The organism is Anabaena sp. CCY 9402-a, from assembly GCF_963920945.1.
Lineage (GTDB): Bacteria > Cyanobacteriota > Cyanobacteriia > Cyanobacteriales > Nostocaceae > Trichormus > Trichormus minutissimus.
Genome location: NZ_CAWUDL010000016.1, coordinates 25969 through 42076 on the forward strand (window position 1 = coordinate 25969; position 16108 = coordinate 42076).

Annotated in this window: 12 protein-coding genes; 6 read left to right on the top strand and 6 right to left on the bottom strand. The window is 42.3% G+C overall.

What is annotated here, in order from left to right:
• Positions 1 to 18 precede the first annotated feature (18 nt).
• The 3 genes from ACM0OR_RS07975 to ACM0OR_RS07985 all read left to right on the top strand — a co-directional run bounded on the left by ACM0OR_RS07975 (position 19) and on the right by ACM0OR_RS07985 (position 3268).
• Positions 19 to 450 carry a GNAT family N-acetyltransferase gene (locus ACM0OR_RS07975; protein ID WP_414575786.1) on the top strand — a complete coding sequence of 144 codons (432 nt, stop codon included), beginning with the start codon at positions 19 to 21 and terminating at the stop codon, positions 448 to 450.
• 163 nt (positions 451 to 613) lie between these two features.
• Positions 614 to 1177, top strand: a complete 564-nt coding sequence (locus tag ACM0OR_RS07980; protein WP_414575787.1) for a Uma2 family endonuclease — start codon at positions 614 to 616, stop codon at positions 1175 to 1177.
• Between the two features lie 411 nt (positions 1178 to 1588).
• Entirely contained in the window at positions 1589 to 3268 is a 1680-nt protein-coding gene (locus ACM0OR_RS07985; protein ID WP_414575788.1) for a choice-of-anchor I family protein, read from the top strand.
• A 305-nt stretch (positions 3269 to 3573) separates the two neighbouring features.
• On the opposite strand, the gene ACM0OR_RS07990 is transcribed toward ACM0OR_RS07985, so the two are convergent.
• A complete protein-coding gene (locus ACM0OR_RS07990) occupies positions 3574 to 4113 on the bottom strand; it encodes a phycobiliprotein lyase (protein WP_414575789.1) in 540 nt (179 codons plus the stop codon).
• Between the two features lie 549 nt (positions 4114 to 4662).
• Between ACM0OR_RS07990 and ACM0OR_RS07995 the strand changes: the two genes are divergently transcribed.
• The 3 genes from ACM0OR_RS07995 (at position 4663) to ACM0OR_RS08005 (ending at position 10454) form a co-directional block, all read left to right on the top strand.
• Complete coding sequence (locus ACM0OR_RS07995; RefSeq protein WP_414575790.1) at positions 4663 to 6042, top strand: efflux RND transporter periplasmic adaptor subunit; 1380 nt, start codon at positions 4663 to 4665, stop codon at positions 6040 to 6042.
• Between the two features lie 109 nt (positions 6043 to 6151).
• Entirely contained in the window at positions 6152 to 9388 is a 3237-nt protein-coding gene (locus ACM0OR_RS08000; protein ID WP_414575791.1) for an efflux RND transporter permease subunit, read from the top strand.
• A 628-nt stretch (positions 9389 to 10016) separates the two neighbouring features.
• Positions 10017 to 10454: a BON domain-containing protein gene (locus tag ACM0OR_RS08005; protein WP_414575792.1), complete on the top strand. Its 438-nt coding sequence runs from the start codon at positions 10017 to 10019 to the stop codon at positions 10452 to 10454.
• A gap of 150 nt (positions 10455 to 10604) precedes the next feature.
• Here ACM0OR_RS08005 and ACM0OR_RS08010 read toward each other — a convergent pair whose 3' ends face one another.
• The 5 genes from ACM0OR_RS08010 to ACM0OR_RS08030 all read right to left on the bottom strand — a co-directional run bounded on the left by ACM0OR_RS08010 (position 10605) and on the right by ACM0OR_RS08030 (position 16022).
• Positions 10605 to 11606: a J domain-containing protein gene (locus ACM0OR_RS08010; protein WP_190710215.1), complete on the bottom strand. Its 1002-nt coding sequence runs from the start codon at positions 11604 to 11606 to the stop codon at positions 10605 to 10607.
• A 203-nt stretch (positions 11607 to 11809) separates the two neighbouring features.
• Positions 11810 to 12370, bottom strand: coding sequence for an AAA family ATPase (locus tag ACM0OR_RS08015; protein ID WP_414575793.1), 561 nt, complete (start codon positions 12368 to 12370; stop codon positions 11810 to 11812).
• Between the two features lie 77 nt (positions 12371 to 12447).
• Positions 12448 to 13737, bottom strand: a complete 1290-nt coding sequence (locus ACM0OR_RS08020) for a glucose-1-phosphate adenylyltransferase (protein WP_414575794.1) — start codon at positions 13735 to 13737, stop codon at positions 12448 to 12450.
• Between the two features lie 174 nt (positions 13738 to 13911).
• On the bottom strand, positions 13912 to 14190 hold the full coding sequence (locus ACM0OR_RS08025) for a hypothetical protein (RefSeq protein WP_414575795.1): 279 nt from the start codon (positions 14188 to 14190) through the stop codon (positions 13912 to 13914).
• A 104-nt stretch (positions 14191 to 14294) separates the two neighbouring features.
• Entirely contained in the window at positions 14295 to 16022 is a 1728-nt protein-coding gene (locus ACM0OR_RS08030; RefSeq protein WP_414575796.1) for a S8 family serine peptidase, read from the bottom strand.
• Between the last annotated feature and the right edge of the window lie 86 nt (positions 16023 to 16108).

Sequence of the window (16108 nt, forward strand, 5' to 3'; positions counted from 1 at the left end):
GTTGATTGTGCCAATTTTATGCTTAGAGAGTGGTTGCAAGGTGAGTATTCCATCAGCACAGATATCAATCAGCTAAACTTGAATGTGATACACCAGTTTCTATCTAATTCCTACTGGGGTAAGGGTTTATCGCTTGAGGTTCTCCAGCTATCCATTCAAAATTCTCTGGTATTCGGCTTATATCAAGGGAAACAACAGATTGGCTTTGCCCGCCTCGTAACAGACTATGCCACATTTGCCTATGTTGCTGATGTGTTTGTTTTAGAGCCTTTTCGTGGGCAAGGTTTAGGCAAGTGGCTGCTCAAAACAATTACTTCCCACCCTGAATTGCAGGGATTGCGTCGATGGTTGTTGGCAACGCAGGATGCTCATGAATTGTATCGACAATTTGGATTCACCGAACTTAACTATCCAAATCGCTTTATGGAGAAGTGGGACGCACCAATCTAACTTGCTTTGAAAATACCTTGCTAGGGGCGTATGAATTTACGCCCCTGATACTGAAAAAATTACAGTTTTTTCTTGATGCCACTCATTAGGTTAGGTAATATTTTTGTACGCTAGCTAATCTAATCGCACTTCCAATTCCCAACTTTTGGGAAGGAGCAGTTCAATGGATACTGTTGTCATAAATTTAGAACCAGCAGTTCGCCTCACTGACGAGCAGTTTTATAGGCTGTGCATGGCAAATCGGGATTTAAATCTAGAACTCAGTGCAACCGGAGAATTGATCATTGTGCCACCAGTGGGAGGAGAAACTGGTATTCTCGAAGCAGGCTTGATTACTAATTTGAGTATTTGGAATCGCCAAACAAAATTAGGAGTAGTTTTTAGTTCATCAACAATATTCCGGCTACCGAATGGAGCAAAACGATCGCCTGATGTGTCTTGGATAAGATTGTCAAGATGGGAAGCACTAACTATTGAGGAACAGGAGAAATTTCCGCCATTAGTGCCAGATTTTCTCATAGAACTGAGATCAAAGAGCGATCGCCTTAAGTCTCTCCAAGATAAGATGCAGGAATATATAGATAATGGCTTGCGCTTAGGCTGGTTAATTAACCCTCAAGATGGAGAGGTAGAAATTTACCGCCAGGGACAGCTAAAAGAAATAGTGAAAATGCCAACTCTACTTCTTGGTGAAGATGTTTTACCTGGGTTCGAGTTACATATGTAGTCATCTTTTTGCTTTATGAGATTTGACAGCCCCGTATTTCCAAGATACGGGTATTCTTGTTGAGCAAATTTACAGGCGAAATGCTACTGGATGCAAGTGCAAATCTTAGATAAAGCTTTATCCTGCTTAGATAAAGATTAAGTGAAAACACTGTACTTAATCTTTAGTTAACCTTTGGTTATAAATTACTTAACTTAAAACGAATAACTTTTCAGATGTACACGTAATTCGTGATTCGTCTAACTCCGCGTGACGACTTCCGACTGATTTAGTCTACTCGGCAAACATACATGAATTATCCGCAAAGCTTAATAGAGCTTGGTGGGTGAATTTTCATGCGTTCAATCGGCGGGAAAGAGGTACACCGTGTCTGAAATCAAGAAGTTAAGCGTTTCAAAATTCACTACAATCATGTCTATCAAAAAGCTTATCGCCCTACTAGCTCCATCTGCTATTTTGTTAGGAGCAATGGCAACTCCAGCAGCCGCATTGACGCTCAAACCTATTGGTACTTACAACACAGGTATCTTCGGTGGAGGGGGAGCAGAAATCCCGACTTATGACCCTGTGACGAAAAGACTGTTTGTAAGCAATGGAAGCACTAACAGTATTGACATCATCAATATTAGTGACCCAAATAAGCCTTCATTATTTAAGACTCTTGATATTACTACCTATGGTGGTGGGGCTAATAGCATCGCCTTCAAGAATGGCTTGCTAGTAGCAGCAGTGGAAGCATCTACCAAGCAAAACAATGGTCAGGCTGTATTTTTTAACGCCAATGGTGATTTCTTAAATTCTGTCGCTGTGGGAGCGTTGCCTGATATGCTCACCTTTACACCCGATGGAACTCGTGTGTTAGTAGCTAACGAAGGTGAACCAAATAGTTACAATCAAGCCGATAGCGTTGACCCAGAAGGCTCAGTGAGTATTATTAATCTTGCTGATTTTAGTGTCATTAATGCTGGCTTTACCCAATTTAACAGCCAGATTGATCAGCTACGAACTGCGGGAGTAAGAATATTTGGCCCTAATGCTAGTGTTGCTCAGGATTTAGAGCCAGAGTACATTACTGTTTCTCAAGATTCTACTAAGGCTTGGGTGGTTTTGCAGGAAAATAATGCGATCGCCACCCTCGACTTGATCAATAATGTGTTTACAGACATTATTCCTTTAGGTTTCAAGGATCATAGCCTACCAGGAAATGGCTTTGATGCGAGCGATCGCGATAATGCTATCAACATTGCTAAATGGCCAGTTTTGGGGATGTACCAACCCGATGGTATAACTTCCTATACACTTAATGGCAAAACCTATATTGTCACAGCTAACGAGGGTGATGCTCGTGAATACGATGGTTTTGCAGAAGAAAGCAGGGTAAATGACCCTGATTATCAACTCGATCCCACTGCTTTTCCTAATGCTGGTGCTTTGAAAAATAATACCAACTTGGGTCGTTTAACAGTCACCACAACTCTCGGCAAGAATAGTGAAGGTCTGTTTGAAGAGATTTACGCTTTTGGTGGTCGTTCCTTCTCAATTTTTGAGTGGGATGAAGACACAGGCGAACTCAAGCAAGTCTATGATAGCGGCGATGACTTTGAGCAAATTACTGCCCAACTTCTACCTCAATTCTTCAACTCTAATCATGAAGAGAGCAACTCATTTGATAACCGCAGCGACAACAAAGGCCCAGAACCAGAAGATGTGAAAGTTGCTGAAATTAATGGTCGCTTTTACGCCTTCGTAGGATTAGAGCGCATTGGTGGTGTAATGGTCTATGATATCACCGACCCACTCCAGCCTACTTTTGTTGAATACGTTAACAATCGTGATTTCAACGTTAGTCCAACCATAGATGGTAAGACTAATCCAGCCGTGGGAGACTTAGGCGTAGAAGGGCTTCTGTTAATTTCAGCCCAAGATAGTCCCAATGGTAACCCCTTATTGGTGACAGCCAATGAGGTCAGTGGAACTACAACCGTTTTCTCAATTGATGATGGGATAAAATCTGTCCCTGAGCCTGGAACTATCTTTGGCTTATTAGCTGCGGCTGCAATGGGTATGCTGAAATTTAAGCGTCAAAACTAAAGCAACGTGAGTTCGACAAGTCTTTTTGACCTCTCCCCCAGCCCCTCTCCGACGCGGAGAGGGGAGTAAAGAGCTAACATATCAACGAAAAATGGAATGGGGTTTAAAAGCCTCTCTCCTTGCAGAGAAGTTTGGAGAGGGGTTTTTTTATTCGTCGAACTCACGTTAAAGCAGATTCCTGATAAGTGCAAGAATTTAGAACCCCAGTTTCTCTGAGAAACCGGGGTTTTAGACTCTCACGAATGAAGGATGATTGGCTATATACCAGGGTGAGAGCGAGGTCGGTACGCCATCGCCACCACAAATTAATCTATTCTCTTTTCTAAATACTGCCCAATCATTAACTGTTCACCAGCGCGGGAAATAATCGTTTGTCTGGTGCGATATTTACTACCAACTAACTTTAACTCTTCCTCAAAGACTGAACCGTTATACTCTGTCCGCAGACATAGAGTTTTGGGGTTAGGGAAAGAATACTTGGCGGTGACTGGCTTAGATGTGGCAAAACCGCGATCGCGATACAATACACTTCCTAAAGCCCCAAATAATGTAGACCCTTGTGACTCCTGCCGATTTTTGAGGGTGTCTGTGCTAGACCAATTAACTTCAGCACCACAAATTAACATCACTGCATCAGTTAGATCATGTATCTGAGCCAGCTTTTGCAATTCATCACATCCTCGTTCTAAAAATCGGATGGTGATCATACTCTGTATTTCTTTGGTATCACCGTCCGGGAGAGTGTAATAACGTCTTTCTGAGAGCCACTGACCAACTGATTCTTGAAAAAATTCGATGATTTGGGACTCATCAGCAGTGTGTGCAACTTTTAGCGGTGATATCACTCGTAATTGTCCTCACCTAAAAGGAATAAAAATTCGGCTTTACTCATATAATACATGAGGATAAAAGGCAATGTTAGTTTAGAATTTTTAATATATTGGATAAATACCGAAAATTCCCCGTAATTGCCCTGGCGTTTTTGTTACTATTAAGATATATATTTAGTAAAGCTAACTATTTATATTTCAAACAATACTGTCGGCAATGTCAGAAGATAAATTATTTAGTGATTTGGATTGCCACGATTCCTATACTTTGGGATATTCAAGTGTTTTTTTGCTCGAATTTATACCAATGTTATAGTCAAATCAAATATCAAATGTGTTTCGCCTGTGCATTAGCAATGTATTAGAAAAACTAGTTTTGACATTATTTTGTAAACATAGTAAAGTTTGACGCAAAAACCCTTTTCAAAACAATTTGTATATTCTCCAGATTTCTCTACCAGCAACATATACACGGGTTTGTTTGGTTACCAAAAGCTGTTATGTCAAAAACTTGTTTAAACAAGCTAAATAGATAATTTTGAGCCAAAATTACAGCAAAAATCGATGAAACAGCCAACTTACACACCTCTTAAGCAGTCAAATAACACGCACACAAATTGCCGTGTGGAAAATCATACTCATAAAGCCAGGGTTTCCTATTTCCTATTTATAGCTTGTCTATTCAGCATGGGTATGTTAACTGCTAGTTGTGGCTCTTTACCAAAAGAATCAGCTACGGCACAGCCTCAGCCACCCACTAGAGGAGAAGGTGGTCAAGCAACACCTGTAGATGTAGCGATTGCTCGGATAGATAGATTGCAACCACAAATAGAATATACAGGTACAACCACACCATTTCAGATCATATCGCTGCGATCGCAAGTAGAAGGCAGACTATTATCTTTAAACTCAGATGTCGGTGATACAGTCAAAAAAGGGCAAACCCTGGCTCAATTAGATGATACCCTGCTGTTAACCAACTTAAAACAAGCCGAAGCCGAGCTAGCAGCCTTGCAATCAGAAGTAGCCAGAGCTACAACCCAAGTCAGTAATGCCCGTGCGGAAGTAGAAAGGGCGCGGCTAGAGTTAGTACAAGCCCAAGCAGATGCTAACCGCCAGCAACAATTATTCAAAGAAGGGGCAATCTCTGAGCAGATGGCTGAACAAGCAAACACCAAAGCCCAAACAGCCGCCCAATCCCTCCGGGCTACCCAAGAGCGAGTCCGCACCGAACAACAAGCTGTAGCCGCCGCTAAAGGTAGAGTATTTGCCCAAAAAGCAGTATTAGCCCAAACACAAGAACGCAGATCCTATACTCGTCTGACATCTCCCATCACTGGTGTCGTCACCGAAAAAGTCTCAGAACCAGGAAATCTCTTACAAGCAGGTGGTGAAGCTTTAAAACTTGGGGACTTTAGCCGAATCAAAGTTGTCGTACAAGTTTCTGAATTAGAGTTAAGCCAAATTCAGGTAGGGCAGTCTGTACAAGTACGCTTAGATGCTTTCCCCCAAGAAAAATTAATTGGTAGAGTCACCCGCATTTCTCCCACCGCCGATGCAACAGCCCGCTTAATCCCAGTGGAAGTAGTGATTCCCAACAGTAACAACAACATCAGTAGCGGGTTACTAGCAAGAGTTAATTTTGCCACCGAAAAACCACAGCGCGTAGTGGTGTCACAAACAGCCCTGCAAAAGTCAGCCAAAACCATCGCTCCAGGTGCAGCAGAAGAACAGAATGGTAAACTCTACGTCGTGACAGACTCAGAAGGTAAAACCAAAGTTACATCTCGTGCTGTCACCCTAGGTAAAAAAGCTGATGGCAAAGTCGAAATTTTATCCGGCTTACAACCAGGCGATCGCTATGTAGTTCGTAGTGGTAGACCTTTAAAAGATGGGGAAACTGTACGTCTTTCCATTCTTTCAGAAACACCACAGGAGAAGTGATGAGTAATGAGTAATGAGTGGTGAGTTATGAGTTATGAGTTTAGTAAAAAATCTGTTTTTTGAATTTTGAATTCCCTCAAAGGGGCTTAAATGGGAGTGAAGCCAAGAGATGCAGCAAGTAAATAAAAACGGCGGATTTAGTATCAGTGCCATATCTATTCGCCGACATATTGGCACACTGATGCTAACCTTAGCAGTAATAGTTTTGGGTATCTTTTTCGTTATTAAACTACCTGTAGACTTATTGCCCTCAATTACCTATCCGCGAATTGGTGTACGCATACAAGCCCCCGGTATTTCTCCAGAGGTAGCAATTGATGAAGTTACCAAACCTCTAGAAGAAGCTTTTACTGCTACTGAGGGCGTGGTACAGGTTTTTTCCCAAACTCGTGAAGGACAAGTCAGCATAGATTTATACTTCCAACCAGGGGGAAATATTGACCAAGCCTTAAACGATGCCACAGCTGCCTTTAATAGAGCTAGAAGCACCATACCAGATAGCATTGAATCACCACGCTTATTTAAAATAGACCCTTCCCAGCTACCTGTTTACGAATTTGCATTAACTTCCCCTTCCTTAAGCGGGGTAGATTTGCGGGTATTTGCCGAAGAAGAACTCGCCCGTGAATTAGGTGTTGTCCCTGGAGTAGCAGGGGTAGCTGTGTCAGGAGGTTTGCAAGAAGAGATTAGAGTCAACCTTGATTTAGACCGCTTGCAAGCTTTGGGTATCGGTTTAACCGATGTCCTAGATGAGTTGAGAAACCGCAACCAAGATATTTCCGGCGGTAGAATTTTGGGAGCGAATTCTGAGCCACTAACCCGGACTGTAGGACGCTTTAAAAGTGCGGATGAAATTAAAAACTTATCTTTTGAAGTATCTTCCCCAGCATCTAGTTCCCCGTCTTCCACACCAAATCGTCGCGTCTATTTAAGAGACTTTGCCGAAGTTATCGACGGTTCAGAACAACAAAGGATTTATGTTTCCCTTAACGGTGAACCAGCCGTCAAAGTCAGTATTCAAAAGCAGCCAGATGCGAATACTATCAACGTAGTTGATGCGGTAAAAACACGTTTAGAACAGTTGCAACAATCTAATGTTGTCCCTGAAGGGACAATTATGACACCCACCTTAGATGAATCAAAGTTTATCCGTAATTCTATTGCTAATGTTACAACTTCTGGGCTAATTGGTACAGCACTAGCCGCGATCGCAGTTCTCTTATTTCTTGGTTCTCTCAGGCAAACTTTTATTATCGTCATTGCCATTCCCTTAGCTACCCTAGCAGCAATTATCTTGATGGGGGTGTTTGGCTTAACTCTCAACGTTTTTAGTTTGGGTGGTTTAGCCTTGGGTGTAGGTATTGTCGTAGACAACTCCATCGTCATGTTAGAAAACATTGCCGAGGGTGTTGGTATGACTCCTGGCAAGGATAATAAAAGGCGTTTGCATCAGAAGGAAGTAATTTTTCAAGCAGAACAAAGTAGTAGAGAAGTAGAATCAGCTTTAATTGCCTCTACTAGTACCAACTTAGTAGCAGTGCTGCCTTTCTTGCTAATTGGAGGGTTTATTGCTTTACTATTTAATGAATTAATCCTCACCATCAGCTTTTCGGTAGCTACTTCCATTGTGATTGCCGCTACCGTTGTACCAATGCTCGCCTCTCGAATGTTAGGATGGCAAGTCTCTAGTTATTTAAACGAATTTTGGCTATTGCGGCAGTTTAATCGCAGTTTTGAAGCAGCTACCGGGATGTATGCTGGCTTCTTAAGAATGATATTAGGCTGGCGGTTAGTCACAATTGCGATCGCAATTATCCTATTTGGTGGTGGTAGCTTGTGGATGACCCCCCAAATCCCGCAACAAATTCTCCCCCGCATCAACACAGGACAAGCCAATTTATTCGCCCAGTTTCCCCCAGGTACGCCTCTAGAAACTAACCGCAAAGTCATGAGTGCGGTGGAAGACATCATCCGCCAACAACCAGAAACAGAATATGTTTTCTCTACAGCCGGGGGTGCATTGTTTGGGACTAATACCAATGCTAATCCCCTGCGCGGTACAAGTAATATCACCCTCAAACCCGGTAGTAATATAGATACTTACGTTGAAAGAGTCACCCAAGCTTTTAACAAGTTAAATTTAGCAGGCATTCGCCTCCGCCTATCCCCTGGTCAAGTCCGAGGTTTAATTGCTAATAACTCCCCTGTCCGCAATGCTGATGTTGACGTCATTCTTCAGGGTAATACTTCACAAACCTTAGAAGAAGCTGGTCGTCAAGTTTTAGCAGCCTTAGAAGAACGCGCCACCCTATCCAGATTCCGCCCCGATGCCGATGACAGACAGCCAGAAATTCAAATTCGTCCTGACTGGGAACGAGTTGCAGCTTTGGGACTAACTACCCAAGATATCGGCAACACAATTCAAACAGCCCTGGAAGGCAGCGTCCCCACTCAATTACAACGGGACAACCGATTAGTAGATGTCAGGGTGCAATTAAATGAAACATCAGTACAAACACCTTCTCAACTTCAGAGATTACCCTTATTTGTAGATGGCAATCGCCAAGTCCGCTTAAGTGATGTTGCCCAAATTGTCGAAGACCAAGCCCCAGGAGAGATTCAGCGCATCAACCAACGCCAAGTTGCCATCTTTGCTGGCAACTTAACAGAAGGGGCTAGCTTGAGTGATGCCTTAGCACAGGTACAAACAGTAGTAGATAGCCTAGACTTGCCAGAAGGTGTCAGCGTCTTACCCAGTTCAGCAGCCGCATCGAATCAAGAACTTCAAAGTTCACTGCAAATTCTAGGCGGATTAGCTTCCTTTCTGGTGTTTGTAGTTATGGCGGTGCAGTACAATTCCCTCATTGACCCCCTAGCCATTATGTTCACAATTCCCCTAGCCTTAGCTGGTGGTATTTTTGGACTTTACCTGACTCAAACTGCCATTGGTGCAACGGTAATTGTCGGTGCGGTTTTACTCGTGGGAATTGTGGTTAACAACGCAATCATCATGGTGGAATTAGCCAACCAAATCCGTGAACGAGAGCAAATTGACCGCAAAACTGCTATCTTGAAAGCTGCGCCCCAAAGGTTACGCCCCATTTTAATGACTACCATCACCACAGTTCTAGGTATGTTCCCGTTAGCATTGGGAATTGGTGAAGGTTCAGAATTTCTCCAACCATTAGGTGTAGTCGTGTTTTCTGGTTTATCCTTGGCAACCATCTTGACATTATTTATTATCCCTTGCTTTTATACCCTACTTCACGATTTGCTAGGAGGAAGTTGGATCAAGTCATTGTCTTTGTGGCTACGTCTATGGAAAAGAAAATTAAACAAAGTATAATTAGGCACTAAATGCTAGGCTTTCCAGTCTGATATATTGCCCCATTCTTAATAACTGTAAGGTAGGCAATACCAGGTTTCATGACTCTAAAAGCCTTGCCCAACTACCAAAATTGGCTTTCATCACAATAACCGCGCCTAGCCCATCGATGCTATTGATTAGGGCTAGGTGCGGTTTAATTATTAGCACTCCCCTGTCAGGTTACTATTGATCGCTTGCATAAATGCTTAAGCTGTCATGTTGAGCAAAGCGAAACATCTCAAAGATTCTACATTTCATTCAGAATGACACATCTCATTTTCGGACTTTTGCAAGAGGTCTTATCTTTGACGGCCACTCAGTATTAAGTATTTATATTGGTTTTATTTTGTAATTTGCTTTTCCTATAAGGCTTATTCAGTTTGTTAAAAATCAAATTGTTACTGTTGAATTGTCATTTAAGAATTTTAAAATTCTCCAAATAAGCTTGCGGATTTCAGGATTCAATAGACGTATAAGTTTCTAGTCACAGCTATATTGGCTGGCTATAAATATTTACCGTCTCAAGTTTTATCATGGTTTAAAATTTGCTCCTGAGTCTGAAAAAAACCTCAATTAATCACTTCAAATATTCAAGTAGGAAATAAATATGAAACAGCTAATTACCTTTATCGTTACTGGTTTTTTATTAGTTGGTGCTTTTGGCTGTGAAGAGGCTGCTAAAAATGCCTCAGAAACTCCTAAAACTACAGATGGAACTGTTCAAACAACAGATAAAACTATCAAATCTACGGCAAAACCAACAACTATTCCAGCAGCTAGCACAGATACTAAAGCCAAAACGCAGGATCAGAAAACCTCATTAGGAAAAGCAGAGTTAGATTTAAAAAACACAGTTACTAATAAGCTAAAGAACGGCTTACCAGGGACTAAATTAGAAGTAGAAAATAAGGATGGTGAAATTATCATTAAAGGCACAGCTACTTCTAAAGAAGAACTGAAAAAAGCTGAAAAGTTAGTTAAAGAAGTCAAAGGTGTAAAGAGTGTCACAATAGAGGCACAAATGAAAGCTACGAACAAGTCTTAGATGCTCTATAGATAAAAAAGAGAAGGTAAAAATATATTTTTACCTTCTCTTTTTTATTGTAAGAAATTGTAGAGGTATCAGTCCCCTGTTTCTATAAGCAACACGTTTTGTATCGAGGGAAAATCCCCATTACAAAACGTAATTATGAATTTAAAGTTTGACCTGTTGTAAATGACTACGGGGATCGTAGGTGCGAATAGCCCGGATTTTTTCATAGTATTCTCGTTCTTGCTGGCTCATGTCTTTCGGTGGAACGATCGCCACCTTCACCAACTGATCACCACGTCCACCTTTGGGGAGAGGCCAGCCTTTACCTCGTAAACGCAAAGATTGACCAGAACGCACACCAGCCGGTAGCTTAACATTTACACTACCATCGGGTGTAGGTACATCAATTGATGCGCCTAAAGCCGCTTCATCGGGAGTAATCGCCACTTCGCAGACAAGATGATCGCCTTCAATCTGGAAGAATGAGTGCGGTTGTAATTCCACCTTTAAATATAAATCCCCCCTTTGTTGAGTCATGGGGTTAAATTGACCTTTACCCCTTACCCGCAGGCGATTACCCGGTTTTGCACCAGGTGGGATACGCACATCTAGCGTTTCGTTACCTAAGCTAAAACGCTTTTGAGAACCGGCAAAAGCTTCTGCAAAAGTTAAAGTAATAGCAGCTTCTGTATCTTGTGCGCCACCTGCACCGACATCTTGAAAACCAAAGTCACCAAAGCCACCATAACCACCCCCTGGTCTACCGCCAGGAGTCCCATAAGAATAGCTTTGTGGTCCACCGCGAGGCGCACCACCACCAAAGCGTCCTAGTAATTCATTGATAAATTCATCAAAATTGCCGTATTGGCTGAAGTCAAAGCCACCCATATCGACACCAGCACCGCCACCTGGGAAGCCACCCTCACCAACTTGTCGCCAATATTGACCAAATTGGTCGTATTTTTTGCGTTTGTCTACATCTGACAACACTTCGTAAGCTTCGTTAACTTCTTTAAAGCTTGCCTCTGCCTGCTTGTTACCTGGATTAACATCAGGGTGATACTTGCGGGCTAATTTACGAAAAGCTTGTTTAATTTCTTCTTGACTGGCAGTTTTACTAACTCCCAAAATCGTGTAATAGTCTTTGAAGTCGGTTGCAGCCATCTACCAGCCTCCTATAAAAATTTCCTTTAAGTTTTTTTCTAAGATGCAAGATTTTATTTTTGCTAGGTATAATGCCAAGCATAAATAATTCTGATTTTAAATTAACAAATAATATAGATAATCAAGTGTGGTTCATGCTCATTGGATCGGCGCGATTACCGTACTTGGGGATTGGGGAAGACAAGGTAGCAGATGGAGAAAAACTAATGACTCATGACTAATTCATCTAGTCCTTCTTCTCGGCTGGGGGGTGCATCGCGGAGTTGGCGGTGCATTCGTAAGATAATTTCTTCTGGGACTGTGCGATCGCGTTTTTGATTTCTTGCCAAACACAGCCAAACGGGAGTTTTTACCCACACCCCTGTAATGTGAGTAAAGCCTAAGTCACGGGCTAGAGTGATAATTTCCCGACGATGGCGGCGTTGGGCGTTGGTAGCATCAAAAATGACAGTTTTATCTGTAGATATAGCCTGCTGTAATTGTCGTTCAATTTCCCGCCAAATCAGCATCCAAGACCCTTGAATCGCCTCTGAACCAAATAATTGCCCCCTGATGGCATCTGTAGAAATTAGCTGCATCAGGGGGCATTCTGCTATTAATTGCTTTGCTAAAGTTGACTTACCGCTACCAGGAAGACCAATCAGTAAGATGAGTGCTGAGTGCTGAGTGCTGAGTAGTGAGTAGTGAGTAAAGAGTGGTGAGTAAAGAGTGGTGAGTGATACGTTAGGAGTCAGGGGTTGAGAGTAATTAGAAATTGTACTCATTACTAATAACCTCAAACTCATTACTTATAACCTCAAACTCAGCACTCATAACTCATTACTCATAACTCAGCACTCTTTTAGATAATTGTTCCATCAGGGATGACGGCATTTTTCAGGACGACTACAATCCCACTACGAATGTAGAAACCTTGATTTTCGCGGTTTGCTTCTTGCACGTTGTCTTTATTGATAATTTTGACATCGTGACCGATGCGGGCATTTTTATCGATGATGGCACGGCGGATAACGGTATCCGGGCCGATGCCTACAGGGATATCGCCTTTATCTATACTGCACTGACGTTCTACATAAGGTTGATAGAAGTCAGCACCCATGAGCAAAGATTCTTCGATAATACAGCCTGATTCAATTCGCGATCGCACTCCCAAAACTGAGTGTTGAATGCGGCAGTTTTTCAAAATGCAGCCTTCGCCAACTATTGATTCTGTGACGTGACAGTCTAATAGTTTGGTTGGTGGTAAATAACGAGCGCGGGTGTATATTGGGTATTCTTCGTCGTAAAAGCTAAACGGAGGTAATGGTTGCTGTGTAAGAGCTAAATTGGCATTATAAAAAGCTTCAATTGTCCCAATATCTTCCCAGTAATCATCAAATAAATAAGCTTGAACATTGTGATCTTTGGCGGCATCAGGAATAATTTCCTTACCAAAATCAGTCCGTTCTAAAGCTTCTCTCAAAAGTTTGATCAAAACATCTTTTTTAAATACATAAATCCCCATCGAGGCGATATAGGGCTGTAATGCGGCTTGTTCTGGAGTCAATCCCAAAATAGTGGTATCAACCTGCATTTGAGCTAACGCTTCGCCTTTGGGTTTTTCGCTAAAATCAATCACTCGCCCAGACTGATCAATTTTCATTAAACCGAAATCTGAGGCGCGGCGATCGTCGATGGGAATTACAGACAGAGTAATATCGGCGTTCGTTTCGCGATGACGCTGGATGAATAAGCGATAATCCATCCGGTAGAGGTGATCTCCTGACAAGATCAAAAATTCGTCTACATCCCAATCTTGCAGCATCCACAGATACTGACGCACCGCATCGGCTGTACCTTGAAACCAGTTGGGGTTTTCTGGTGTTTGTTGTGCGGCCAGCACTTCCACAAACCCTTCACTGAAGCCACTAAAATTATAAGTACGCGCGATGTGACGATTAAGGGAAGCTGAGTTAAATTGTGTCAGGACGTAGATTTTAAAAATTTCTGAATTTATGCAATTACTGACAGGGATATCTATTAAACGGTACTTCCCTGCCACTGGTACTGCTGGTTTAGCACGTAATTTGGTTAATGGGTACAGGCGAGTACCTGCACCACCTCCAAGAATAATTGCTAATACTTTTTTCACAAGATGTCTCCCAACTGCCTTTCAACTCCCACCTACAGTTTAGGACTCTCTGTAGCAACTGGTAAGGGGGGATCAAAGATTATGTCTAATGAATTTTGCTAAACCCTACTGGTGATGTATCTCACTGCCTAAAATCATCAAGCAATAGGCTATATCCCAACCGAGGCCGCTAGGTCAAAAGTTCCCATACCTTAAATGTAATTTTTGCGATCGCCTAATCAATCTTACCCAAGGTTGATCCGATAATTGGGCAATTTGGTCAGGTGATAGGGTGGCGGTAAATAAATCTTGTTCACTGCTGATACCACTTACACCCAGATTTTCTAACATAGCAGTTGCAGTAGAATTTAAATTAGTTTCAGTATAGATAAATACTACTAAACTTACTAACTCCGGATCTAAAACCTCATCCAGTGCTAAAACCAAGCTAGCATCCAGTTTTTGGTAGTTCATGGAGGAAGGTGACAGGGGACAGGTGACAGGTGACAGGTGACAGGGGACAGGGGACAGGGGACAGGGGACAGGGAAAAATTCAGCTTTGTCTCTCCATCTCTACGTTACAGTTTCTCCGTGTCAATTAATCCAAAACCCCATTTGTGATCAAATGTACCGGGAGATTTGCCGGGGATAGAACTATTTTGGCGTAGTAGGTCTTTTATCGTAGATGGGTCTAACTTGGGGTTGCGCTGTAATAATAATGCGATTAATCCGGTGACAAATGGTGCAGCCATGCTTGTACCGGACATGGCGACAAATTGGGAATTAATCGTCATGGAGCGATCGCTATTAAAATGACTAGAAAGTGTAGAGACAATCATTGCACCTGGTGCGGCTATATCTGGCTTGGGGGCTTGATTTCTTAAAGGGCCTTCACTACTAAATTCGGAAATAGTGTTTAATTCTAAACCCATTTCGCGGATGTGGCGATCGATATCTTCGTACTTGACCTTAGTAGTATAAGCAGCCACTGTCACTGCATTACTAGCACAGCCAGGAGAACCGATTTTTACTGCATCCTTAACGCTTTTACCAGTAAAAAATACCGATAAGGTATCATCTAGCGTCCAAACATCAAGTATGGTATCTGATGCTGAGGTGTTACGGACTCGTAATTGCCAGACACCCCCTTGCACAAGGGATCTACCCCTACCACGAATCTGCACAAAAAAATGATAATCCCCATTGGACGGGTCGCGTTCTGGTGTGACGAGTTCTACTTGAGAATCGGGTAAATCATAGCTTTGGGAAGGATTACCATCAGTAATAATTTTTTGGTAGGGAGTCACAAAACCGTTAGGACTCCGCACAGATACCTCTAATTGACCAGAACTCGTATACCAAGCATTTAACCAGACCATGCCTATTTGATTCAGAGGTACATTAAAACGCATACCCCGGCTGCGTCCACTGGGAATATTAGCTTGACCGTGAATATTATCATTCCCCTCATTCCCCGCCGCACAGCAAATAATTCTACCTATCCCAGATTCAGCATTGATAATTTGGGATAGAGAATCACTACCATCGTGAGCATCAGCGTGACCACCGACGCTAAGATTGACTACAGCCGGTCGTCCCAACTCACCAGCCACCCGAAAAATATAACGGATAGCATCAGCAATGTGAGCATCCTGCAAATCAGACTTAATAATTACTAACTCCGCCTCTGGTGCAACACCACTATAGACAGCATCAGCACCCGCAGAAATCCCGGCAACGTGAGTACCGTGACCTTCCGTATCTTGAGAAACACAAAGTTGTTCGCCTATAAATTCTGCACCGTAACGACCCTCATTTACCCCTAGTCCTGGCAAAGTTTGATCCCAAATCCTGAAAATCCGTCCAGCAAAAGCAGGGTGTTTGGCATCAATACCAGTGTCAATGATGCCAATAATTACCCCCTTACCAGTGAGTCCAGTTCTATTGACAAAACTCGACAGTTTAATGGCTTGGGGTGCAACATCCATCCGCAATTTAAGTTTACGGGATGGCTTAATGCGCTCAATTGCAGATTCTGCCGCTAAAACTGCTAAACTCTCTAGAGGTAAAAAAGCCGTTCGTACACTACCAGAATTTTGATTTATTTCAATCCCATATTGCGAAAGATGACTCAAATCTGCATCAGCATCACAATAAATAAAAACCACACTTTTAGTAGGTTTAATAACACTTCTAGGAGCAATTAACCCTAGCGATCGCCCGTGTGTAATTAACGCCAACTCCCCTTCCCGTTGAAAATCATCCCAAGCCAACAACAGACCAGGAGAAAGCTTTTCGTATCTCATTTGACCTCAATTTTCAGGCGAAATATATTTAAGTCATACATTAATCATTAACATCAACTTAATAGATCAACCCGAAAATAAAACCT

Bases quoted from the DNA above. Each gene is read 5' to 3' on its own strand.
- ACM0OR_RS07975 (WP_414575786.1), top strand. From the start codon at position 19: ATGCTTAGAGAGTGGTTGCAAGGTGAGTATTCCATCAGCACAGATATC.
- ACM0OR_RS07980 (WP_414575787.1), top strand. From the start codon at position 614: ATGGATACTGTTGTCATAAATTTAGAACCAGCAGTTCGCCTCACTGAC.
- ACM0OR_RS07985 (WP_414575788.1), top strand. From the start codon at position 1,589: ATGTCTATCAAAAAGCTTATCGCCCTACTAGCTCCATCTGCTATTTTG.
- ACM0OR_RS07995 (WP_414575790.1), top strand. From the start codon at position 4,663: ATGAAACAGCCAACTTACACACCTCTTAAGCAGTCAAATAACACGCAC.
- ACM0OR_RS08000 (WP_414575791.1), top strand. From the start codon at position 6,152: ATGCAGCAAGTAAATAAAAACGGCGGATTTAGTATCAGTGCCATATCT.
- ACM0OR_RS08005 (WP_414575792.1), top strand. From the start codon at position 10,017: ATGAAACAGCTAATTACCTTTATCGTTACTGGTTTTTTATTAGTTGGT.
- ACM0OR_RS08010 (WP_190710215.1), bottom strand. From the start codon at position 11,606: ATGGCTGCAACCGACTTCAAAGACTATTACACGATTTTGGGAGTTAGT.
- ACM0OR_RS08015 (WP_414575793.1), bottom strand. From the start codon at position 12,370: ATGAGTACAATTTCTAATTACTCTCAACCCCTGACTCCTAACGTATCA.
- ACM0OR_RS08025 (WP_414575795.1), bottom strand. From the start codon at position 14,190: ATGAACTACCAAAAACTGGATGCTAGCTTGGTTTTAGCACTGGATGAG.
- ACM0OR_RS08030 (WP_414575796.1), bottom strand. From the start codon at position 16,022: ATGAGATACGAAAAGCTTTCTCCTGGTCTGTTGTTGGCTTGGGATGAT.